The 22,293-nt window shown below is 64.3% G+C and carries 23 protein-coding genes; 7 read left to right on the top strand and 16 right to left on the bottom strand.

From position 1 onward, the window contains the following. Positions 1 to 5: 5 nt before the first annotated feature. From AC1TQG_RS05230 to echA20, 5 genes are all read right to left on the bottom strand, one after another. The gene (locus AC1TQG_RS05230) at positions 6 to 1,319 is read right to left on the bottom strand and encodes a class I SAM-dependent methyltransferase (RefSeq protein WP_482135869.1); all 1,314 of its coding nucleotides are present in this window, start codon (positions 1,317 to 1,319) and stop codon (positions 6 to 8) included. A gap of 174 nt (positions 1,320 to 1,493) precedes the next feature. Next, positions 1,494 to 2,564, bottom strand: a complete 1,071-nt coding sequence (locus tag AC1TQG_RS05225; RefSeq protein ID WP_482135868.1) for an NAD(P)H-dependent flavin oxidoreductase — start codon at positions 2,562 to 2,564, stop codon at positions 1,494 to 1,496. Next, a complete protein-coding gene (locus AC1TQG_RS05220; protein ID WP_482135867.1) occupies positions 2,561 to 3,388 on the bottom strand; it encodes a CoA-transferase subunit beta in 828 nt (275 codons plus the stop codon). The genes AC1TQG_RS05225 and AC1TQG_RS05220 overlap by 4 nt, the downstream gene beginning before the upstream one ends. Further along, on the bottom strand, positions 3,358 to 4,248 hold the full coding sequence (locus AC1TQG_RS05215) for a CoA transferase subunit A (protein WP_482135866.1): 891 nt from the start codon (positions 4,246 to 4,248) through the stop codon (positions 3,358 to 3,360). Before AC1TQG_RS05215 ends, AC1TQG_RS05220 begins: the two co-directional genes overlap by 31 nt. A gap of 6 nt (positions 4,249 to 4,254) precedes the next feature. Continuing rightward, on the bottom strand, positions 4,255 to 5,028 hold the full coding sequence (gene echA20, locus AC1TQG_RS05210; RefSeq protein WP_482135865.1) for a (7aS)-7a-methyl-1,5-dioxo-2,3,5,6,7,7a-hexahydro-1H-indene-carboxyl-CoA hydrolase: 774 nt from the start codon (positions 5,026 to 5,028) through the stop codon (positions 4,255 to 4,257). A gap of 91 nt (positions 5,029 to 5,119) precedes the next feature. Here echA20 and AC1TQG_RS05205 point away from each other — a divergent pair, with 91 nt between their 5' ends. Genes AC1TQG_RS05205 through AC1TQG_RS05195 form a run of 3 tightly spaced genes read left to right on the top strand, consistent with a single transcriptional unit; the run spans position 5,120 to position 7,204 of the window. Then, a complete protein-coding gene (locus AC1TQG_RS05205; protein ID WP_482135864.1) occupies positions 5,120 to 5,899 on the top strand; it encodes an SDR family oxidoreductase in 780 nt (259 codons plus the stop codon). Positions 5,900 to 5,915: 16 nt separating this feature from the next. After that, complete coding sequence (locus tag AC1TQG_RS05200; protein ID WP_482135863.1) at positions 5,916 to 6,836, top strand: SDR family oxidoreductase; 921 nt, start codon at positions 5,916 to 5,918, stop codon at positions 6,834 to 6,836. After that, a complete protein-coding gene (locus AC1TQG_RS05195) occupies positions 6,833 to 7,204 on the top strand; it encodes a nuclear transport factor 2 family protein (protein ID WP_482135862.1) in 372 nt (123 codons plus the stop codon). The genes AC1TQG_RS05200 and AC1TQG_RS05195 overlap by 4 nt, the downstream gene beginning before the upstream one ends. A 76-nt stretch (positions 7,205 to 7,280) precedes the next feature. Here the strand turns inward: AC1TQG_RS05195 and AC1TQG_RS05190 are convergent, their stop codons facing one another. The 5 genes from AC1TQG_RS05190 to AC1TQG_RS05170 all read right to left on the bottom strand — a co-directional run bounded on the left by AC1TQG_RS05190 (position 7,281) and on the right by AC1TQG_RS05170 (position 12,534). Next, positions 7,281 to 7,934, bottom strand: coding sequence for a GNAT family N-acetyltransferase (locus tag AC1TQG_RS05190; RefSeq protein ID WP_482135861.1), 654 nt, complete (start codon positions 7,932 to 7,934; stop codon positions 7,281 to 7,283). 32 nt (positions 7,935 to 7,966) lie between these two features. Continuing rightward, a complete protein-coding gene (locus tag AC1TQG_RS05185) occupies positions 7,967 to 9,046 on the bottom strand; it encodes a metallophosphoesterase (protein ID WP_482135860.1) in 1,080 nt (359 codons plus the stop codon). A gap of 21 nt (positions 9,047 to 9,067) precedes the next feature. Next, positions 9,068 to 10,756, bottom strand: a complete 1,689-nt coding sequence (locus AC1TQG_RS05180) for an alkaline phosphatase D family protein (RefSeq protein ID WP_482135859.1) — start codon at positions 10,754 to 10,756, stop codon at positions 9,068 to 9,070. A 125-nt stretch (positions 10,757 to 10,881) separates the two neighbouring features. After that, a complete protein-coding gene (locus tag AC1TQG_RS05175; RefSeq protein ID WP_482135858.1) occupies positions 10,882 to 11,361 on the bottom strand; it encodes a nitroreductase family deazaflavin-dependent oxidoreductase in 480 nt (159 codons plus the stop codon). A gap of 6 nt (positions 11,362 to 11,367) precedes the next feature. Then, positions 11,368 to 12,534, bottom strand: coding sequence for a steroid 3-ketoacyl-CoA thiolase (locus AC1TQG_RS05170; protein WP_482135857.1), 1,167 nt, complete (start codon positions 12,532 to 12,534; stop codon positions 11,368 to 11,370). Between the two features lie 160 nt (positions 12,535 to 12,694). On the opposite strand from AC1TQG_RS05170, the gene AC1TQG_RS05165 reads away from it, so the two are divergent. After that, positions 12,695 to 13,981 (top strand): cytochrome P450, encoded by a 1,287-nt coding sequence (locus AC1TQG_RS05165; RefSeq protein WP_482135856.1) that lies wholly within the window; start codon positions 12,695 to 12,697, stop codon positions 13,979 to 13,981. Positions 13,982 to 14,137: 156 nt separating this feature from the next. On the opposite strand, the gene AC1TQG_RS05160 is transcribed toward AC1TQG_RS05165, so the two are convergent. The 6 genes from AC1TQG_RS05160 to AC1TQG_RS05135 form a co-directional block, all read right to left on the bottom strand. Further along, positions 14,138 to 14,665, bottom strand: coding sequence for a hypothetical protein (locus AC1TQG_RS05160; RefSeq protein ID WP_482135855.1), 528 nt, complete (start codon positions 14,663 to 14,665; stop codon positions 14,138 to 14,140). 66 nt (positions 14,666 to 14,731) lie between these two features. Then, entirely contained in the window at positions 14,732 to 15,223 is a 492-nt protein-coding gene (locus AC1TQG_RS05155) for a hypothetical protein (RefSeq protein ID WP_482135854.1), read from the bottom strand. A 284-nt stretch (positions 15,224 to 15,507) separates the two neighbouring features. Beyond that, positions 15,508 to 15,951 (bottom strand): nuclear transport factor 2 family protein, encoded by a 444-nt coding sequence (locus AC1TQG_RS05150; protein ID WP_482135853.1) that lies wholly within the window; start codon positions 15,949 to 15,951, stop codon positions 15,508 to 15,510. 35 nt (positions 15,952 to 15,986) lie between these two features. After that, positions 15,987 to 17,162: a thiolase domain-containing protein gene (locus AC1TQG_RS05145; protein WP_482135852.1), complete on the bottom strand. Its 1,176-nt coding sequence runs from the start codon at positions 17,160 to 17,162 to the stop codon at positions 15,987 to 15,989. After that, positions 17,162 to 18,226 carry a thiolase domain-containing protein gene (locus AC1TQG_RS05140; protein WP_482135851.1) on the bottom strand — a complete coding sequence of 355 codons (1,065 nt, stop codon included), beginning with the start codon at positions 18,224 to 18,226 and terminating at the stop codon, positions 17,162 to 17,164. Before AC1TQG_RS05140 ends, AC1TQG_RS05145 begins: the two co-directional genes overlap by 1 nt. After that, positions 18,223 to 19,242 carry a Zn-ribbon domain-containing OB-fold protein gene (locus tag AC1TQG_RS05135; protein ID WP_482135850.1) on the bottom strand — a complete coding sequence of 340 codons (1,020 nt, stop codon included), beginning with the start codon at positions 19,240 to 19,242 and terminating at the stop codon, positions 18,223 to 18,225. The genes AC1TQG_RS05140 and AC1TQG_RS05135 overlap by 4 nt, the downstream gene beginning before the upstream one ends. Positions 19,243 to 19,307: 65 nt before the next feature. Between AC1TQG_RS05135 and AC1TQG_RS05130 the strand changes: the two genes are divergently transcribed. The 3 genes from AC1TQG_RS05130 (at position 19,308) to AC1TQG_RS05120 (ending at position 22,293) form a co-directional block, all read left to right on the top strand. Then, positions 19,308 to 20,345: an LLM class F420-dependent oxidoreductase gene (locus AC1TQG_RS05130; protein WP_482135849.1), complete on the top strand. Its 1,038-nt coding sequence runs from the start codon at positions 19,308 to 19,310 to the stop codon at positions 20,343 to 20,345. Positions 20,346 to 20,421: 76 nt separating this feature from the next. After that, positions 20,422 to 21,873, top strand: a complete 1,452-nt coding sequence (locus tag AC1TQG_RS05125; protein ID WP_482135848.1) for an ABC1 kinase family protein — start codon at positions 20,422 to 20,424, stop codon at positions 21,871 to 21,873. A 63-nt stretch (positions 21,874 to 21,936) separates the two neighbouring features. Further along, a complete protein-coding gene (locus AC1TQG_RS05120; protein WP_482135847.1) occupies positions 21,937 to 22,293 on the top strand; it encodes a hypothetical protein in 357 nt (118 codons plus the stop codon).

The following is a 22,293-nucleotide window of genomic DNA, read 5'->3' as shown; positions in this document are numbered from 1 at the left end:
CGCTTCTACTGCGGCGGTTGCCCGCTGACATCTGGGTGGTACCAACTGCCGCGGGTCAGGGGCAGTCCGCTGACGCCATCGTCGCCGGGGCGTACCGCCAGCACCTGGTGGATGGTGAGACGACGCGCCTCCTCGAATCCGAGTGCACTCGCCGCGAGGTAGAGCAGCCACGTGCGGGCTCGCTGCACCCCGACCAGCGTGGTGGCCTGGTCCCACGACCGCAGGAGATTGGCGACCCAGACGCGCAGGGTCTGCGCGTAGTGCTCGCGAAGAGCCTCACTGTCGCGAACCTCCAGGCCGGCATGCTCCAGCGCATCGATTGTTTTGCTCAGCGGCAGGATTTCCCCGTCGGGAAACACGTAGTGGTCGATGAAGGTGGCCGGGTTGGGGTCGTCGGGCAGGGAGGTGACCCGGGCGATTGCGTGATTGAGAAGCCGGCCGCCGGGTTTGAGTAATCCCTGTAAGGCGCTGGTGTACGTCGGTAGCTGCAAGAGGCCGACGTGTTCGGACATCCCGATGCTCGAAATGGCATCGTAGGGGCCGTCATCGACGTCGCGGTAGTCCTGCAATCGGATCTCGATCCGATCGGAGAGACCGGCGTCTGCGACCCGGGTCTTCGCCAGTTCGACCTGTTCCTGGCTCAACGAGACGCCCACCACGTCTACCCCGTAGGTCTTCGCTGCGTGGATGGCCATCGTGCCCCATCCGCAGCCCACGTCGAGCAGACGCATGCCGGCCTTCAGGCCGAGCTTTCGGCAGACCAGATCACATTTGGCGATCTGGGCGACGTCGAGATCGGTGACACCGTCCTCCCAATATGCGCACGAGTACACCATGCCGCTGTCGAGGAAAAGGCGATAGAAATCGTTGCCGACGTCGTAATGGTGTGAAATCGCGGCGGAGTCGCGTGATCGGCTGTGCAGTGGCCCGCGTTTGCGCCGCATCTCGACGGTCGGTGGTTTGGGTGGGGGGCCGACGGCACCGAGTCTGAGCAGGGAGCCCGCGATGCGAAGGACGGCAACCGGTTTCATCGCGCGGACGCGGTGTTCGCTGATCCGCGATAGCAGTCCGGGCACATCCAGCAGCGCGAAGATGTCACCCTCGACCTCGAGGTCGCCTGCCACAAACGCTCGGGCCAGGCCGAGTTCGCCGGGGGACCACAACAAGCGACGGAGCGCGGTGCGGTTCCGGAAGAAGACTCGCGCGGCACTGTCGGGCGGTCCGGCTTCGGAGCCGTCCCAACATCGCACGTGAACCGGGAGTTCAGTGCCTACGAGCTCTTCGAACGTCGAGAGCACACGTTGTGCGGCTGAACTCATCGAAGGACCTCCCTGAACGAACGGTCAGCTGCTTCAAAAAGCTAACACTTTGGTTCGCGGGGAGTGTCCGAAGTAGCAAGAGTTCACCACAGACGTTGATTCGATGATCCGACCCCGGGCAGGCCTTTCGTCAGCGCACCGGAGTACGTGAAAGGCCTGCCCGGGGTCGGGGGATCAGAACTTGCTGAGACTATCCAGACGGCTCCGTGCCTGGGTCATGATCTGCTGGATGAGCTCATCACAGCTGGGCAGGTCGTTGATCATCCCGACCACCTGACCCGAGGCCAGGACTCCGGCTTCGGTGTTGCCCTCGACCAGTCCGGCCCGCAACAACATCGGGGTGTTGCCTGCCATGATGATCTGCTGCCAGGTGCGTTCGCCCGACTTGCGCATGGTGCGACCGTCTTTGAGCATGGTCGACCACTTCATACCGGTCATCCGCTTGAACTTGTTGGCGTTGCTCGCAGCCGCCGCCAGTGCCGTTGCGCCGTTGCCTGATTCGAGCTTTTCGACCAGCTCGGTCCGCAGCACCCGGTGCGGCATACCGTCGACCTTCGTCGAGACGACGGTGTCGCTGAGCCCACGTTCGAGATACTGCGCCTTGACCGAGTCGGGCACGGCACTGTCGCTGGTCAACAGGAAGCGGGTGCCCATCGCCACGCCTTCGGCGCCGTACGCCAATGCGGCAACCAGGCCACGGCCGTCGAAGAACCCGCCGGCCGCGACGACCGGGATGCCGTCGGGTCCAAGTGCGTCGAGCACACTCGGCAGCAACAGGGTGGTGGCAACCGGACCGGTGTGTCCGCCGCCTTCGCCGCCCTGCACGATCACGGCATCGGCACCCCACGAGGCAACCTTCACCGCATGCTTGGCGGCGCCGATCGACGGGATGACCACGATCCCATGATCTTTCAGCTTGGCGATCAGTTCCTTCTTGGGAGCCAGCGCAAACGAGGCCACCTTGACCTTTTCGCGGATCAGCAGGTCGATCCGCTCGGGTGCGTCGGTGGCATCGGCGCGCATGTTGACACCAAAAGGCTTGGTGGTCAGCGACTTCGTTTTCTTGATGGCCGCTTCCAGTTCGGAATAGGTCATCGTCGCCGAAGCCAGGATGCCCAGTCCGCCGGCGTTGGACGTCGCCGAGGTCAGCGATGGTCCCGACACCCAGCCCATACCGGTCTGGACGATCGGGTAATCGATGCCGACCAGTTCGGTGAACCGCGTGGCCAAAGGCGCAGAGGTCATCGGGGCGTCTCCGCCACTGGCTTGACTTCCTTCTCGCGCAACCCCTTCGGGTCGAGTACTTCACGGATGATCCGCAGTTCCTCGGCGGAGGGCGTGCGGGTGACCGCAGCATCGGCCAGGCCGGCGATCTCGAAGCCTGTGTTCTCGGCGACCTCTGCGGCGTCGACGCCTGGGTGCAACGAGACCGCGCGCATGGTGTGGTCGGGGCCTTCGAAGTCGAAGACACCGAGATTGGTGACCACGCGGGGGATGTTCAGGTACTTGAAAGCGGGGTTCTCGGGGTCGATCTTGTCGTAGCCGACACCGGAGACCACATCGACATCGGTGAACACCCGCGCGGAATGTTTGGCAACCCAATAGCTGGTGGGGTGGTTGATGGTGTTTCCCGGTGCGCCGCGGGATCCGAACATCTGGCGGGTGGGGTGCTGGAGCGGCCCGAACGACGCGAGGTTCTGGTTGCCGTACCGGTCGATCTGGTTGGCGCCCATCACCACGTGCCTGCGGCCGGACGCGACCACGTCGAAGACCTTGCGGAACGGCATCCATCCTTCGATGGCGCCGGAGCGTCCGACGCCAGGGGTGTCGGCGAAGATCAGGGATTCACCGTCGGTGATCAGCAGATCGGGTTCAGTGGTCAGTCGGGCCAGCCGGGCGCCGATCAACGGGGTGGTGGACATCGGCGAGGCCATGATTTCGCCTGCACCGGAGAAGATCTCGGCGCACGCGATGACGCAGTACTCGGCGCGTGTCACATCTGACGCGGTATTCGGGGTGGTCCCTGCGTGTCCTGTAGTCACTGTGCGGCCTCTCGCTCGGTGTTCCATTTCTCGACCTCTGCCTGATAGACGTCTTCGGGCACGGTCAGGAACCGGTCGGAGAACGCCTGCCAGGCTTCGGGGGTTTTGGCCGACTCGGCATAGAACCGCTGGAAGGCTTCGTCGCGCCCGTATTCGCCTGCAAAGGTGAAGTGCGCACCGTTCGGGGTGTGCACCACCCGGTCGACGTTGAGCCGGTTGAGCAGAAGACGCTGCACGGGAACCTTTTCCACCAGCTCCTCGGTGGTCACCAGGCGGTCGGTCTCGAGGTAGCGCCGCTTGGCCGCACCGCAGTAGAGGTCGTCGAAGTACGGGTCGACGCCGGTGTACGCGGCGTTACCGTGCTTGTCGGCGATGTCGAGATGGACGAACGCCGCGTCGAGTTCCAGGGCCGGCATCGCGATCAAGGTCTGGTGGCGGCCATCCTCGTCGGGATAGGGCGAGGTGATCGTGCTCAATTCGCCTTCCCAGAAGTTCGGGACGTCGGAGCCGAGGCCGGCACGAACCGGCAGGAAGGGCAGGCGTGCCGCGGCGGCCTCGAGGCCGCACTTGACCATGCCCTCGTCCATCTCACGGACCGTGATGGCCCCGGTGGTGCGCGCGTGTGCGAACCACGGATCGTAGAACGGCGGGGAGTCGAGCGAGACGAAGCCGTAGTAGGCCTTGCTCACTTTGCCTGCGGCACAGAGCAAACCGAGATCCGGCCCGCCATAGGTGACCACGGTCAGGTCGGTGACGCTCGAACGGGCCAGGGCCCGTACCAATGCCATCGGCTTACGCCGCGAACCCCAACCACCGATACCGATGGTCATTCCGCTCTCGATCTCGCCGATGATCTCGTCGAGGGTGCTGGTCTTGTCGGTTGCCATCTGGGCTCAAGCCCCCTTGGTTGTTGCGGTTTTCGGCTTGCCGGTTTCGACAAACGCGTCACGGTGCTCGTCGGCCACGCCTGCGAGATTCAGTTCGAAGGTGTAGCCCTGTTCGAGGCGGTAGCTGTTCTTCACATCGACCGGATCGATGCCGTTGATGGCTTCCTTGGCCGCCCGGATCACGCGGGTGTCCTTCGCGGCGATCTTGCGGGCGATCTCCAGTGCGGCCTCGTCGAGTTCGGCCCGCGGCACCACTGCCTGCACCGAACCGAAGTGCAGCAATTGCTGGGCGGTGACGTTCTGCGCGGTGAAGTACAGCGTGCGCATCGTGTGCTGGGGGACGAGCCGGGCCAGGTGGGTGGCGGCGCCAAGGGCCCCGCGGTCGACCTCTGGCAACCCGAAGATGGCGTCGTCGGAGGCCACGATCACGTCGGCGTTGCCGACCAGACCGATGCCGCCGCCCACGCAGAATCCGTTCACCGCGACGATGACGGGCACCGCGCAGTCGTAGACCGCGGCAAATGCGGCGGCACATCCGCGGTTGGCGGCGACCAGGGCGTCATACCCCTCGGTGGCCTGCATCTCCTTGATGTCGACGCCGGCATTGAACCCCCGGCCCTCGGCTCGCAGGATCACAACATGGGTGTCAGGCGCCTGACCGGCGGCGATGATCGCCTCGCCGAGTTCGAACCATGCCGCTGACGGCAAGGCGTTGACCGGTGGGTAGTCGACGGTGACCGTGACGACTCCCGGTTCAACTGTGGATGTGGTGATCGGCATCAATGCTCCTCGCGTACTGTCCTGGTGTAGACCAACCAAGCAATTGCTTGGTACCTTAACACTCAAAGTGCTGACTCGGAACGGAGCGTGGATGGACCTCGGCTTGCAAGGCCAGGTGGTGCTGGTGACCGGTGGCGTCAGAGGTGTCGGTGCCGGTATCAGTGCGGTACTGGCAGACCTGGGAGCCACCGTGGTGGCGTGTGCTCGGCGCCCTGCCGACGTACCCGATCCGCGGGTGGACTTCGTGAGCTGCGACATTCGCGATGCTGACGCGGTCACCGCGATGGTGGACGACATCGCCGCGCGCCACGGCAGCCTCGACGGGGCGGTGAACAATGCAGGCGGTGCACCGTTTGCACTCGCCGCCGACGTCTCACCCCGCTACCACTCGAAGATCGTGGAACTGAACATGCTCGCGCCGCTCATAATTTCGCAGGCGGTGCAAAGGATCATGCGTGATCAGCAAGGTGGTGGCTCGATCGTGAACGTTTCGAGCATGAGCGGGCATCGTCCGTCGCCCGGAACCGCGGCCTATGGTGCGGCCAAGGCTGGGCTCGATTCGCTGACCGGTTCATTGGCTGCCGAATGGGCGCCGACGGTGCGGATCAACTCGGTGGTTGCCGGAGCGGTGCGCACCGAGTTGGCGGAGTTGCACTACGGCGACCAGGCCGGGGTGGACGCCGTCGGCAAGACCATCCCGATGGGCCGTCTGGCCTCCCCCGAGGATGTCGGAAATGCGGTGGCATTCCTGTTGTCGCCGTTGGCTTCCTACATCACCGGTTCGACACTGACCGTGCATGGCGGCGGAGAGAAGCTGGCGTTCCTGGACGCCGCCACCGCCGCGAACTCGGTCACCCCTACCAACACCTGAACTGAGGAGATAACTGATGAGTGGAATTGTTGACGGACGCGTTGTCATCGTGACCGGCGCGGGCCGGGGGATCGGCCGCGAACATGCCCTGGCCTTTGCTCGCGAGGGCGCGAAAGTGGTGGTCAACGACATCGGTGCCGGCCTCGACGGGGCGGCCACCGGGGAGTCTCCCGCCGAGCAGGTTGTCGCCGAGATCATCGCCGCTGGTGGCGAAGCGGTCGTCAACGGCGACGACGTCGCTGATTGGGCAGGCGCGCAGAACGTGGTGGCCACCGCGATCAACACGTTCGGCGGACTCGACGTGCTGGTCAACAACGCCGGTTTCCTGCGCGACAAGATGCTCGTGATGATGAGCGAAGAGGACTGGGACAACGTCATCCGCGTCCACCTCAAGGGACACTTCGCGATGCTGCGCCACGCCGCCGCGTACTGGCGGGCCGAGTCGAAGGCAGGCAACACCCGGGCAGCCCGTGTCATCAACACCTCGTCGGGCGCTGGACTGTACGGCTCGGTCGGACAGGGCAACTACTCCGCGGCCAAGGCCGCGATCGCCGAACTCACCATCCAGGCCGCAGCGGAGATGAAGGGTTACGGTGTCACGGTGAATGCCATTGCGCCGTCGGCTCGTACCCGCATGACCACCGGTTCCGGTGAAGCCATGGCCGCGCAGATGGCAGCGCCCGAGGACGGCTCGTTCGACGCGATGGATCCGGCGAACGTGTCCCCGCTCGTGGTCTGGCTTGGCTCCGAGGAATCGGCTCAGGTCAGTGGCCGGGTCTTCGAGGTCGAGGGTGGAACCATCTCGGTCAGTGATGGCTGGCAGCGAAGCGTCAAGCGGGACAAGGGCGCCAAATGGGATCCGGCGGAACTCGGGCCCGTGGTGAAGGACATCCTGGAAGAAGCGCCCACTCCGATGCCGGTCTACGGGGCACGATGACCGCTACACCCACCGATGGAGAGCTGATCGCGGCGGCGAAGTCGTATGTCGACGCCCTGGTCAGCCATGACCCGTCGGGGGTGCCGTTTCATCCGGACTGTGTACGGATCGAGATGGGTGTCAAGACCGGACGCAACGGAAACCATCTGCGGCGCAGTCTGGCTCGCGGACCGCAGTTCCGTCTCATCCACACCATCGGTGACTTCACGGCCGAAGCAACCGGGCGCGTTGTCCACAGTACGTTTTATGTACACGTCCATCCGAAAGCCTTGCGCCTGCGTGCGCTGGTGACCGAGAGTTTCGAGTTCGATGACACCGGTCGGATCGTCAAGATCCTCGCGAAGTTCGGGGTCCCGCGCCGCAGCTGACCCGCAAACGCTCCACAAATACGAAGACGCTCCACAAATATGTGGAGCGTCTTCGCATAGGTGGAGCGTCTACGAGTTATGCGATGGGGGTGCGGACCACCATCGGGACACCGGGGAAGTACGCGGCGAGTTCGGAGCGGCTGCGACGCAGCGCAGCGGTGCCGTAGCCGCGCTTACGGTGGTCGGGTGCGATCCAGATCCGGACGTCGACCTCGCCGTCGGACAGTTCACCGAAGACGATGCCCACCTTGTGCTCACCCTCGACTGCCACGAGCCACACGGCTTCTTCGTTGTCCATCCGGCTGTTGGCCGAGGAGATCTCTTCGCTGATCTCGGCGGCAGGGGTGCCGCTGCCGTCGCCTGCCGCACCCACGTCGGCGGTCCGGGCGGCGAACAGGTCGGCATCACTGTCTTTGAACGGCCGCAGGGTGAGCGTTTCGGCGGTCGCGGCCGGACGATCGGTCTGGGTGAACGTGAGCTTGCTGTTGAGGTCCTCGAGCTCGGCGGCATTGGCTCGCCGTGCCGACACCGTCAGACGATCGAACGACATCCCCAGGACTGCCTCCGCGCCGACGGCAGGCACCGAGAGCAGGTCTGCGATGGCTGCCACGGCGGCCGGACGGTCTTCGGCCTCGACGATGGCGTCGAGTACGGCATGGCGTTGTTCGAAAGCGGCTTCGAGGGCGGCGGTGATGTCGCGACGTATTGCGGCACGGTCTGGATCAGTCATGGTTTGATCCTATTCGCGATCGCGCGCTCCGGTCATACGGAGTAGCGTTTCGTGAACGCCTCGGCGGGGGTGCCGGTGGACAGGTCGACCGTATAGACCCGCAGGTCCACCTCAGTGCTGCTGATGTCCATGGTCATGAATCCGCGGTTGGAATAGTTCTCGTACAGCGCCGGGGTTTCCTTGGATGATCGGTCTTCGACGGACTTGGACGCCGCGCCCGAGACCAGCTGGCGGGTGCCCTTCGACAACGTCGTCGGGTCGAAAACCTGCAGCGAGTGATCGTGCCCGGACAGGAAGAAGTGCGCGCGGCCTGCGATCTCCTGTTCGAAGAATTCCTTGACGAGGATCCCGTTGATCGGGGGGATCGGGATGCCGTCGTAGTGTCCGGCGCTGCCGTGAGGTCCGTTGTTGAGATAGGGGTGGTGCGTGCCGACGATCTTCCACGTCGCCTTGGACTCGGCGAGTGCTTTTCGCAGCCACTGACGCTGCTGTGTCATGTACGTGCCCTGCGGTTCCCAGTACGGCGCCAGGAACGGCGGGATGTATGCCGCGATGGGGTTGAGGTCGAGGATGAAGAACTCGACCAGCGGGGTCTGCTCGGGTACCGCCACCGAGAAGTAACGCTTGGGCATGTACCAGCGCGACGACCGCGAGTGGTACGCCACCTCGGCATCGCCGCGGAGCAGCCAGCCACCGTCGCCGGGAAACACCGCGGAGTTGTCGTGGTTGCCCAGTGCCATCACCCACGGGAAGTCGAGGCCGGTGTTGGGCTTTTCGAACTTCTCGTCGAACTGGTGGTCGTCGGGACCGTTGGGGCCGGACTCATAGATGTTGTCGCCAAGCCCGACTGCCATCCCGAACGGGTTCTGCGCGTGCAGTGCCCGGGCCGCCTTGGTCACCGCGAACTGGGGTGCCTCACCGGTTCCCGCGTCGCCGGTGATCAGAATCCGCGCCGTCGAACCGGTTTGGGGAAACGGGAACCTGCCGGTGGTCGCGGGTGCGGCCTGCGCGGTGCCTGCCAGGGCGATTCCGGCGCCTGCCGCTGCCGCGGTGCCGGCCAGGAATGTGCGCCTGCGGAAGCCGGAACGAGATGGTGTGGGCTGCTCACTCATGGTTGGGTGTCTTTCTGCGGATCAACGGGCTGGGCTGGTGGCGGGGTGTACTTGCCTGGCACCGTTGGGCACCCGCCAGGACTGCGCGTATCGCTGACCCGAGCGCGGATCATCGCGGTTGTCGATGAAGTACCAATCCATCTGTGTGGCAGCCGGGGTCACAGTCAGAACCGCGTAACCGTGGGCATCGGTGTCGACCCAGCGCAGGTGGTGGTTGACGTTGGTGAGTGCGGCGGCAGCGACCGCACCCGCGGTGTATTCGGGGACCCCGACGATGTCGTCGACGTTGTTGGAGGTCACCGAGGTCACCACCAACTCGGTACCAACGGTGCCCGCACCCGGATAGTTGGCGGCATCGACGGGCAGGTCGCAGGCGAAAGACATGTGGATGTCGCCGGTGATGAACACCGCATTGTCGATGTTGTTGTCTCGCAACGCCTGATAGAGCCGCTTGCGGTCGGCGGTGTAACCGTCCCAGGCATCGGCGTTCAACGGGACCCCGGCCTGCGGGACACCGAGCAGTTCGGTCAGTGCCTCGGTCGTGCGTGGTTCGAGCGGCGGGATCAGGATGGGGCTGATCATCACCGGGTTGCCGATGATCTGCCAGGTGGCCGGTGACGAGACGACACCATTGGTCAACCAGGACATCTGCGCGGCGCCGGTGATGGTGGCGGCCGGGCTGTCGGTCTTCGCGGACGTCATCGATTGTTGTGCGCTGCGGTAGGTTCGCAGATCCAGCATCGTGAGTTCGAGCAGGTTTCCGAAGCGCAGGCGGCGATAGAGATGGCGGCCGCCGGCGTCGACATCGGGCCGGACCGGCATCCACTCGTAGTAGGCCTGCTCGGAGGCGGCTTTGCGGGCCGACCAATCACCCTCGGCGGGACTGTGATTCTCGGCGCCCGAAGCGTATGCGTCGTTGGCCGATTCGTGGTCGTCCCAGGTGCAGATCCACGGCACGTTCCGGTGTGCGCCCTGCAGATCGGAGTCGGACTTGTACTGGCCGTGCCGGATTCGATAGTCGGTGAGCGAGACGATCTCGTGCGGCGGCTGATGGGTGCGGACCGACCCGTCATGCCCGCCATATTCGCCGACCCCGTACTCGTAGATGTAGTCGCCGAGGTGGACGATCGCGTCGAGGTCCGGTTGCGCGGCCAGATGCCGGTAGGCACTGAAGTATCCGGCCTCCCAGTTCGAACAGGACACAACACCGAATCGCACCTTGGCGACTTCCGCGGCCGTCGCAGGTGCTGTTTTTGTCTGACCGGTCGGGGAGACCGCGCCGGCAGCCGGACCGCTGACGACGCGGAAACGATAGTGGTAGCGCGTATTCGGCGCCAAACCCCCGGCGTCGACCTTGACGGTGAGGTCACGGTCCGGTCCGGTTTCGGCAATCCCGGACGAGACCACCGAGGCAAATCCCGGATCGGTGGCGACGTCCCAGGCCACGGACGTGGCGCTGCCCCGGCCCGAGCCCGGGGCGGCGTCGTCGGTCGGGGTGATGCGGGTCCACAGGATCACGCGGTCGGGCAACGGATCGCCCGATGCGATGCCATGGCGGAAGGCGGCTACGGGTGCGGTGGGATCAGCGCTCGCGCTCCCGGCATAGACCGACCCGAGGACGCCGACGGTTCCGACGGCGGCCCCGCCGATGAACGCGCGACGTGACGGCTGAGTCCAGGTGCGGGGCTGAGAATCTCGAGTTGTTTTCATTGCGCACAAATCCTGGCATACCCGGCGACCCCGAGGATGCAATCCGGTGACCTTCGCGAAGAATTCTTTGCGACCCACCGGTGAACGCTTGGCTATGTGACCCCCCCGCGCCGCCGGACGTCAACTCACTTCGGTTCGCAGATGACCACCGGGATCTTGCGTTCTGTCCAGCCCTGATAAGTGTCGAAATCGGCGTAGATCTCCACCAGCTGCGGCCACAGCCGTTCGCGCTCGGCGTCGGTGGCCTCGCGGGCTCGCATCACCGTGGTGTGCTTGCCCTCCTGGATGGTGACGTCCGGGTTGTCTCTCAGATTGAGATACCAGGCCGGGTTCGATGCCATGCCACCCTGGGAGGCGACCACCACGACGTTGGCGCCGTCGCGCAGATACAGCAGCGGAACGGTACGCGGCTTCCCGGATTTGCGGCCGATGGTGGTCAGCAGGATGACCGGGACCGGCTTCTTGAAACCGGAACCGATCCGCCAGTTTGCCCCGACCTTGCCCCCGCTCATCTTGTAGACCCGGGTGTTGAGGCGAGATCCGAGTTTTATCATCGAGCCGACGGCCTTGGAATTGAGGGCCTTGGGAGTTTCTTGCGGGGGCATGAGACCTCAGATCCGTTCGATGATGGTTCCGGTGGACAGGGCTCCACCGGCACACATCGTGATCAGGGCGGTGGACGAATCGGAACGCTCCAACTCATGCAACGCGGTGGTGATCAGGCGCGCCCCGGTGGATCCGACCGGATGGCCGAGCGCGATCGCGCCGCCGTTGACGTTGACCTTGTCCATGTCGGGGTTGTGCACGGCAGCCCATGACAGCAGTACCGAGGCGAATGCCTCGTTCACCTCGAACCGATCGATGTCGGAGATGGACATCCCGGCCTTGGTCAGGACCTTTTCGGTGGCCTGGACCGGTCCGTCGAGGTGGTAGTACGGCTCGGCGCCGACCAGTGCCTGGGCGACAAACCGTGCACGAGGCTTGAGCCCCAACGCCTTTGCCTTGTCTTCGTCCATGATCAGGACGGCGGCGGCGCCGTCGGAGACCTGTGAGGATGTTCCGGCAGTGTGGATGCCGCCCTCCAGTACGGGCTTGAGCTTGCCAAGCGATTCCAGGGTGGTCTCGCGCAGTCCCTGATCGCGCGCGACATCGAGGATGTTGCCGGTCAGCTCGCCTTCCTTGGTCCGCTCGGGTGCCTTCAGCGAGAAGATCTCCCGGTCGTAGCGACCCTCATCCCAGGCCTGCCTGGCGAGCTGCTGGCTGCGCACACCGAGCGCGTCGACGTCCGCGCGGGTGATCCCGCGCCGGGTCGCGATACGTTCGGCGGCCAAGAACTGGTCGGGCATGTCGATATCCCACGACTCGGGGCGTCGTTTGCCCGCACCTTCGAGCATCACGTTGGCGCCGAGCGGCACCGTGGTCATCGACTCGACACCACAGGCGATGCCGACGTCGATGGCGCCGGTCGCGATCAGGCCGGCGATCAGGTGATTGGCCTGCTGGGCAGAACCGCACTGGCAATCGACGGTGGTCGCACCGGTCTGCCAGGGGAGCCCGGCATGCAGCCACGCGGTCCGGGTCACGTTGTTCGATTGCGCACCCACCTGCATCACGCAGCCGCCGATGACCTGCTCGACCTCGTTCGGATCGATTCCGGCGCGTTCCACCAGAGCTTTCTGGGTTGCTCCGAGCAGTTCTGCCGGATGGAGTCCGGAGAGCCATCCTGCCCGTTTACCGATCGGGGAGCGGGTCGCCTCGACGATCACCGGTGTTCCCATGTCATTTCCTTTCATGCTGCGAAAAAGGTCGTTGTCCATACGAAACTAGAACAAGTTGCCAACTGGACACAAGTCCTATTACAGCAGGTAGTGGCCTTGCTGGCCATTGTGCTCTACGATCGACTAGAACACGTTCATGCAGAGGATTGAGGGGAATGCAATGACGCAGGCCGAGCAGGTGTGCCCGTTCGTGAAGGGGTTCGACTTCACCAGTCCTGACCTGTTAGAGCAGGGTATCCCGGTCCGGGAATTCGCGGAATTGCGTAAGACCGCCCCCGTCTGGTGGAACGCCCAGGAAGAGGGCAAGGGCGGTGGGTTCCACGATGGTGGGTATTGGGTTGTCAGCAAGCACGAGCACATTCGGGCGGTGTCGAAGAACAACGATGATTGGTCCACCAACGAAAACGGTGTGATCATGCGGTTCGACGACGAGATGACCCCGGAACAGCTCGACATCACCAAGGCGCTGCTGATCAATCACGATCCGCCGGAGCACACCCGTCTGCGGAAACTGATCGCAAAGCTGTTCACGCCCAAGGCCGTGCACGCGCTGGAGGAGTCCCTCGAAGAGGCGGCCCAGAAGATCGCCCGCGATGCCGCAGCAAAAGGTGAAGGCGACTTCGTCGAGGATGTTGCGGTCAATCTGCCGCTGATGGCCATCGCCGATCTGCTCGGCGTACCGGCCGAAGACCGTGAGCGACTGTTCCATTGGTCGAACACGATGATGAACACCGATGATCCCGAGTTCAACGAGCCCCTCGAGGGTGAAGAGCTCAGTCCGGCGCAGATCGCTTCGGCCGAACTGCTCGGCTACGCCTACACGATGGCCGAGCAGCGCAAGAACTCCCCGAAAGACGACATCGTGACGGCGCTCGTCCATGCCGACATCGACGGTCAGTCCCTCGAAGAGATCGAGTTCGGTTACTTCGTGCTGCTGCTCGCGGTGGCAGGCAACGAGACCACCCGAAACGCGATCAGTCACGGGATGAACGCCTTCATCGACAATCCGGATCAGTGGGAGCTGTACAAGCGTGAACGTCCCGCGACCACGGCCGACGAGATCGTCCGCTGGGCCACGCCGGTCAACTGCTTCCAGCGCACAGCCCGTCACGATCTTGTTCTCGGCGACGTCGAGATCAAGAAGGGGCAGCGCGTCGGAATGTTCTACGCATCGGCGAACTTCGACGAAGAGGTGTTCGAGAATCCCTTCGAGTTCGATATCCTGCGAGACCCCAACCCGCACGTGGGATTCGGTGGTCACGGTGCCCATTATTGTGTCGGAGCGAACCTGGCGCGCATGGAGATCAACCTGATCTTCAACGCCATCGCCGACCACATGCCGGACATCACCAAGATCGCCGAGCCGCGCCGTTTGCGGTCCGGCTGGATCAACGGTGTCAAGGAGATGACGGTCAACTACGGAACCGGTTGCCCCGTCGCCCACTAGTTGTCGAATGCCGTGTGGCCCGACCCTGATTCAGGGTCGGGCCACACGGCGTTTGTTCAGTATGTTTGTCACCGTGGCCGAGACTTGGGGAGCCCCGGATCTGCCACGCGTGCCGGGCTCAGGCATCTTTTTCGACCTCGGCCAGGACTTCGCAGGTCAGGCCACCGAGTGAGTGTAGGCACCGGTGTATGTGCCCGCCAATGCTTCGTCGGGGATCGGGACAGCTATTCGGGCGTCCCAGGTGGCGGTGTTGGCGCCGTTCGCAGCGGTCGCGGTCTGCACGGCAGGCCCTTTCGGATCGGTGACCGGAATGGAGACTGCCACGCCTTTTGTGACCGTTACGGTTCCGCTGGTCGTCGCGTTGCCGGGTACGTAGGTCGAGTTCCAGCCTGTGGTGGAGGTTCCTGCGTCTTCAGACGTGAAGACTCCGCTGGTGGCGACGTATACGATCCAACCGTCTGTTCCACGTCGGTCGTCGGTGACCTTGATGCCTGAGATTGTTCCGACTGCCACCGCGTTGGTGTTCACGTCCAGCCTCAATTCAGAAGGCGCGGTGATCGCCAGTGGCCCGCTCGGGATGGTGAATGTTGCGGTGGTGTCGGCGGCAGCGGCTTGTCCCGGAGTGGTCAACGCGAGAATGGTTGCGCTTGTTACGGCGATACCGGCGACGATTGATTTACGCATTGTGGTGAGTCCTTCAAGGTGGAGATCGAAGATCGGGCAGAAGGGCCGACAGCGGTGGTGGACGAGCTAGGTCACCGAATGGGTGAGGGTGCTGCTGTAGTTGCCCGCCAGCACATTCTGAGGCAGGTCGACGGTTACGGTGGCGTCCCAGCCGGCGGTGTTGACGCCTTGCACACCGGACCCGGTGACCGCCACCGCCGGGTCTTGGTCACCCGAGCCTGTCAGTGTGAACTCGGGGCTCTGAGCCGCGTTCACGATTCCGCTGGACCCCACGCTGGGGATTGCGTACTTGGAGGGCAGTACATCCGCATCGCTTGCACGCGTGAATCCGCCTCCATCGACGTACACGGTCCAACCGGCTGTACCCCGTCGATCGTCGATGACTTTGATGTTCGGGATCGTCCCGCGGGCGGCGGTTCCGTCGGCGTCGACCGCCAGTCCCGCCGCGGCGGGTGCGGTGATCGACAGGCTGCCGCTCGGGATGGTGAATGTTGCGGTGGTGTCGGCGGCGGTGGCTTGCCCGGGAGCGATCAGGGCGAAAGCAGCGGTACTTGTCACGACAACACCAGCAACGGTTGACCTACGCATTGTGGCGAGTCCTCTGAATGATGCGACCACGGATTGGCGCGAGTTTTTAGACTATAAGTTCACTTTCGGTGAAATGTATAGGTTAGCGATGCTAATTCGTATGTTGCGTATTCAATTCATAAATGCTGGTTCGGAAGGATTTTCTATTCTTCGTGACCGCACGGTCAGGGTAAAAGGGTGCCGATATAACGCATCCGCCCCGGGGGTAAGCCCGGGGCGGATGCGAAGTCGTGCGGTGTCGGCGGGTGGCTCAGCTAGGCCTTACGGACCGAGTTGATCGTCTTTTCTACTTCCCAGAACGCCCGCAGCGCAGCGATTTTGCCGTCGGAGTTGGCGCGATAGGTGAACACACCCCGGGCTTCGGAGACGTGTCCGGCGATATGGGTGACGATTTTCCCGATATAGGCCACCTCGTTTCCGCAGATGATCTCCTCATCGAAGAGGAACTCGATCTGCTCGGTGGCGCCGATCGACATATCCCAGAACTGACCGATGCGGTCGTGTCCGGTGAAGCCGATGCCTTCTTCGTCGAACATCGAGGGGCCGACGGGATCTTGCACGATCCCGTCGGTGGCGAACAGGTTCACCCAGGCGTCCTTGTTGCGCGAACCCACGTACTCGCGGGAGCGCCGGCCCGCAACCACCGCGGGATTGTTGGCGCGGTCGATGTTCATGTAGGCAGGCTGTGCCTTCGTCATGATGTCTCCCTCGTGTCGGTCGTCGCGGTCGATGATCAGTGCGTGGGCTTGTCGGCGCCCACGAGCCACATCGAAAAGTACTGCGAACCACCACCGTATGCGTGGCCGAGTGCCTTGCGCGCGCCGCCCACCTGGTGATCACCTGCCTTGCCCTGGACCTGGATGGCGGCCTCGGCGAAACGGATCATGCCGGAGGCGCCGATCGGGTTCGACGACAACACGCCGCCCGACGGATTCACCGGTAGCTTTCCGCCGATGGCCGTGTCGCCGGACTCGGTCAGCTTCCAGCCTTCGCCCTCGGGCGTGAAGCCCAGGTTCTCGAGCCACATCGGCTCGAACCATGAGAAGGGGACGTAGATCTCGGCGACGTCGATCTCTTCGAGCGGATTGGAGATCCCGCCTGCCTTCCACAGTGCGGCGGCCGCATCGCGGCCGGCCTGGGGGCTGACGGTGTCGCGGTGGGAATACGACAGCGGTTCGGTCCGCATGGCAGAGGCGTGAATCCAGGCCACCGGAATCCCCTGGGCCACTGCGTTGTCTGCGGTTTCCTCATCGCCGATGACGACTGCACAGGCACCGTCGGACGACGGGCAGGTCTCGTCGTAGCGGATGGGGTCCCACAACATCTGTGAGCTCATCACCTTCTCGACCGTGATGTCGGGCTGGTGGAGATGCGCCAATGGATTGAGGGCGCCGTTCTGCCGGTCCTTCGCGGCGACGATCGCTCCGATGTGATCGGGCGCGCCGGACCTTCGGATGTACGAGCGGACGTGCGGGGCGAAGAAGCCGCCCGCGCCTGCGCCGACCGGCATGGTGAAGGGCACCGGAATCGACAACGCCCACATGGCATTCGATTCCGACTGCTTCTCCCACGCGATGGCCAGAACCCGGCGATGCACACCGGAGGTGACCAACGAGGCCCCGACGTTGGCGGTCGAACCGCCGACGGATCCGGCCGTGTGGACGCGGATCAGTCGTTTGCCCTCGGCGCCCAGCGATTGGGCAAGTGCGAGTTCGGGCATCATCGTGCCCTCGAACAGGTCTGGCGCCTTGCCGATGACGATGGCGTCGATGTCATCCATCGACACCTGGGCATCTTCCAGTGCCTTGTCGATGGCTTCGCGGCAGAGCCCCGCCATCGAGACATCATGGCGTTTGGCAACGTATTTGGTCTGCCCGGTGCCGAGCACCGCAGCGCGATAGCGGCCCATCAGTTCTTACCTTTCGAGGATCCGGCTGCGTCGCCGGCCAGGGCGACGACCATGTTCTGTTGCAGCAGTGGACCGCTGGTGGCATGGGCCAGTGCGGTCCCGGCATTGCCGTTCAGGATCGTGGTTGCCGCGTATCCGATGCGTTCGAGCCCGGCCGAGAACAGCGGGTTGGCGGCCAGTGCGCCGCCCGACGGGTTGATGATCACCGAATCATCGAGTCCAAGTGCGGACTTCAAAATCAGTTCCTGGTGCGTGTAAGGAGCGTGTAGCTCGGCGACATCGAACGTGCGGTTGCTGCCGAGGGCGGTGTCACCGGCCAGCTTGGTAGATGGAGACTTGGTCAGATCGCGGGCCCCGAAGTTGGGGGTGTCGATGCGATGATCCCAGCCGGTGATCCAGGCCGGGTTCGCCACGAGTTCCCGGGCGCGATGTTCGCTGGCCAGGATGATCGCGGCGGCGCCGTCGGTGTAGCGACAGACATCATGGGCGCGTAGGGGATCGGCGACGTAGTCGGACTTGAGCAGCTCATCCACCGAGGCTCCGGAACCCCGGGCGGCCACCGCGGCCATGTCGGCTTCGGTCCACGCCCCGGAGTCGAGGCCGGCGCGGGCCTGCAGTGCAGCGAGAGATCGGGCGTCGGGCCACAGCGGGGCGACGGTGTGCGGGTCGGTCTGCAGCGCCAGCACCTGATCGGTGTTGGAAGCCGAGGGCTTTCCGAACCCGTAGGCGAGGGCAACGTCGACCTCGCCGGTTGCGATCTTCACCCAGGCCTCGTAGAGGGCCCAGGCGGCATCCATCTCGACGTGCGATTCGTTGATCGGCGGGACGGCCCCGATCGAGTCGATCGCCGAGATGAACGAAAAGGCTCGACCGGCAAGGTAATCCGAGGAACCCGAGCACCAGAAGTCGATGTCGGTCCGGCTGATCCCGAGGTCGGCGTAGAGCTTCTGGAAACACGGCACCAGCATCTCGACGCCGTTGGTGGTTCCGAACGTCGCATCGACGTGGGGACTGTGCGCGAATCCGATCACGGCGATCGGTGGTATGTCGCGGTATGTGCTCACAGATGATCCTTGTAGGAGTCGTAGTCGGCATCGGGTTCACCCGACGGACGGAAATGGCTGATGTTGCGCAACGTGTAATCCCACTCGTCACGGGGGCGCCACACGGCCTCGACCCGCATGCCCATGTGCACGTCGGCGGCCTCGGTTTCGAGGATCAGGTGCAGGAACGGGATGTCGGAACCGTCGAGCAGGACATAGGCCGCCACATACGGTGGCTTGATCTGCTGTCCGAGAAACGGCACGTTGACGATGCAGAACGTGGTCACCACGCCCTTGTCGGTCAGTTCGACCCTCTCACCGGTCGGATTGCCGTCGGTCGGGTCGGCGCCGCGAGGTGGGAAGTAGACGGGCGCACCAGGGCCGGTGCGTCCACCGTAGAGCTTGCCCTCCTTGAGGCCCTGCAGATACCAGGTCTCCTCGATGGAGGCAGTGTGGTCGATGGTCAACTCGATGGGAGTCGTGATCATGACACCGTCCGAAGCTGACGGCTCGGAGGTGTTGGGGGACGCTGGTTCTGGGGTCTCGCCGAGTGCGAAGTGGTCGATGTCGTCGATGCGGCCGGTGCGTTCGGACTTCCACACCACATGCACACGGGCGCCGGTACTCAGGTCGCCGGGACCGCCTGCAGCCACGGCGTGCAGCAGGGCGGTGTCGGCGCCGTCGAGCCGGATCAGGGCCCACGCGAACGGATTCGACAATGGCTGGCCCGCGATGGGCTGCGCCATCCAGGTCCATGACGTCACGGTGCCCACGGGCGAGACCTCGACGAAGTCGTCGATCTGCCTCCGGGTGACGGGATCGAACTCGACCGGTGGGACGTATACGGTTCCGTCCGCGCTGCGTCCTCCGACGACCTTGCCGTCGAGCAGCCCGCGTGCAAAACGTCCCAGGACCGGCCCGAGCGAGCGGGTGTAGTCGAAGGCGTTGTGCAACGGTGCGGACAGAACGGGGTCGTCGGGGTTCTCGATCGGTGCGACTACGGCGGCAAATCCTGCGGATATCTGGCTCACGCTCACAGAATCGAGTAGAACAGGTTCTAGATTGTCGCGCAAGGACTAGGCCGAACAGGAGGTCGCCAGGTATGAAGCTCGGTCTGCAATTGGGGTACTGGGGAGCGTCGCCGATCCCGGATGCGCCGGCTTTGATCGCGGCCGCCGAAGCGGCGGGTTACGAGGCCGTGTTCACCGCCGAATCATGGGGGTCTGATGCGTTCACGCCGCTGGCCTGGTGGGGCTCTGCGACGTCGACGATCAAGCTCGGTACCGGCATCGCTCAACTGTCGGCACGGCCACCGACGTCGGCGGCCATGGCAGCGCTGACGCTCGATCATCTGTCCGGTGGCCGTCACATCCTCGGGCTCGGGGTGTCCGGGCCCCAGGTCGTCGAGGGCTGGTACGGCCAGCCCTTTGCCAAACCGCTGGCGCGGACCCGTGAATACGTTCGGGTGGTCCGGGATGTGCTGGCCCGCGAAGAGCGGGTCACCAACACCGGACCGCACTATCCGTTGCCCTATCCGCCGGATGCCACGGGCTCGACCGGGCTCGGCAAATCACTCAAGCCGATCACCCATCCACTGCGCGCTGACCTGCCGATCTGGCTCGGTGCGGAAGGTCCGAAGAACGTCGCGCTGACCGCGGAGATCGCCGATGGCTGGCTGGCGATCTACTACACGCCGCGCCTGTCGGACATGTATGAGTCGTGGCTTGCCGAAGGCTTCGCGCGGCCGGGGGCGCGTCGTACCCGTGACACGTTCGAGGTGGCCGCGACCGTCCAGGTCGAGATCACCGACAACGTTCCCGCGGTCATCGATGCCTACCGCCCATCGACCGCGCTCTATGTCGGTGGCATGGGGGCCAAGGAGCAGAACTTCCACGCCGAGGTCTACACCCGGATGGGGTACGGCGAGGTGGTCCGTGAGATCGGTGAGAAGTTCCTGTCCGGGCGCAAGGACGAGGCGGTCGCGGCAGTGCCCGACGAGATGGTTCTGGAGACGATGATCGTGGGCGACGAGGACGAGGTGCGGCGCCAGATCAAGAGGTGGGAACAGGCCGGGGTCAGCATGTTGATGGTGACCAACCGCGATCCCGATCAGATCGCCAGGCTCGGTCGCCTCATCTGAGGAGAACATGTTCTAAATCTGATCGGCGTGTCGAAGTCGCCGACGATCTGGGTCGGCGGTGCGTAGAGTCCCGAACGTGCCGGACTCGCCCGCAGACGCCAAGCCGCCCACAGCAGGCGGATCGGCACGACAGATCGGCGCCCGTCTGGGGAGAGGTCAGAAGATCGGCCGGGTGGTTGCCGGTCACGCAGTCCGCACGGCGACCGGCAACCTGATCGGTTCATCGGCCGATGCAGACGCGAAGGCACGCAAGCAGGATGAACAGATACTTCGTTTTGTCGACGAGCTGGTCGCCGTCGTCGGGAGTATGAAGGGCGCGGCCCTCAAGCTCGGCCAGATGCTGGCGATGTTCGACCTGGGCGTGAGCTCGGAGGCGACCAGGGAGGAGTTCAGAGCCCGACTCGCCCCGCTGTTCGACCGCGCGCCGGCCGTCGACAACGCGGCGATGATGGCGGTCCTGGAATCCTCGCTGGGGCCGGCTCGGATGGCGCGCCTGGACATCGAACAGACACCGATAGCTGCAGCATCCATCGGCCAGGTCTATCTGGCGACGCTGGACGGCGAGCGGGTTGCCGTGAAAGTTCAATATCCCCACGTGAAATCGGCGGTCCGGGCGGACCTGAAGAATCTTGCGCTAGTGGTGAGGATGGGGCGAAGCAGGATACCCGGCGCCAACCTCGACGACGTGGTGGCAGAGGTCTCCCGGCAGATGCTCGCGGAGCTGGACTATGACACCGAACTCGTCAATCATCAACGCGTCCACGATTTTTACCTCGACCATCCGGTCTGGACCATTCCGCGGCCGTATGCCGAGTTCAGTACCGATCAGGTTCTCGTCACCGAATATCTGGACGGGATGCCGTTCACCGCGGCCTGCGCACTCCCGGCGGAGGAGCGGGACCGGATCGGTGAAGCGGTGTACCGCTTCTACTGTGGTGGCGTCTACGAGCGCGGCGAGTTCTGCGCCGACCCCCATCCGGGGAATGTGCTGGTGATGCCGGACGGCAAGGTCGGCTTCCTGGACTTCGGACTTTATCTGTCGATGGCGGAGTCAGATATCGTGCTGCAGCGCAATGCGTTCCGCGCGCTGCTCGAGGGTCGTGACGAGGACGTCTATCGGTTGGCGATCGAGGCGGGCTTCATCCAGGACGAGAACGCGATGTCGATGGGACAGGTCGCCCAGTACACGCGCAAGGTGGCCGGATGGCATCTGTCGCCGGATCGGTCGACGGTGACCGGGGAGGTCGCGAGGTTCGCATTCGCCTGCGCGGTGCTGCCCGGGTCCGGGCACTATCGACAGATCCGGCGTCAGGACCTGGCCGAGACGCATGTGTTCTCGCGGCGGACGGAGCTCAGTGTGTGCGAACTACTCGGCCGCCTGGAGGCGACGGCTCCGTGGGGTTCGATCGTCCGTGAGTGGATCTACGACGATGCCGCAGCGGCGACGCCGATGGGCACCGCAATCGAGAGTTGGCGCCATGTCGGCGGAGTGGGGCGTGGGCGCGGGGTCGATGACGTGACCCGGTGATGTTCAGAGAACGCTTGCCCTGGGTAAAGGCTTCGATAGTGTTGAAACAACGAAAGGCAACGAATGACAATCGTGCTCGCGCGAGTGTTGAAGAAATCCGCTGGTGCCGGTCTGTCGGCGGCCCGATCATCACAGGGCCCCGATCAAGATGGCGACACCGGATCGCGGGATGCGGTCCTACCGCGTGTGGCCGGGCTCGGCCTTGCCGCAACCGGGTTGGCGCACTTCATCAGTCCGCAGGTGTTCGAACCGATCACCAAGGCGGCCTTCCCGGAGAACACGACCCAGTGGACGTATTCCAACGGGGCAACCGAGACCCTCGTCGGTCTGGCGATTGCGAACAAGCGGACCCGCAAGATCGGCTACGTGGGATTGATCGGGTACATCGGATTTCTCGCCAGCCGTGTCTTGAAAGCGTAA

Source organism: Williamsia sp. Y844 (assembly GCF_056786475.1).
Note: the sequence above shows the minus strand (reverse complement) of the source record. Positions and strands in the feature narration are given on the sequence as shown.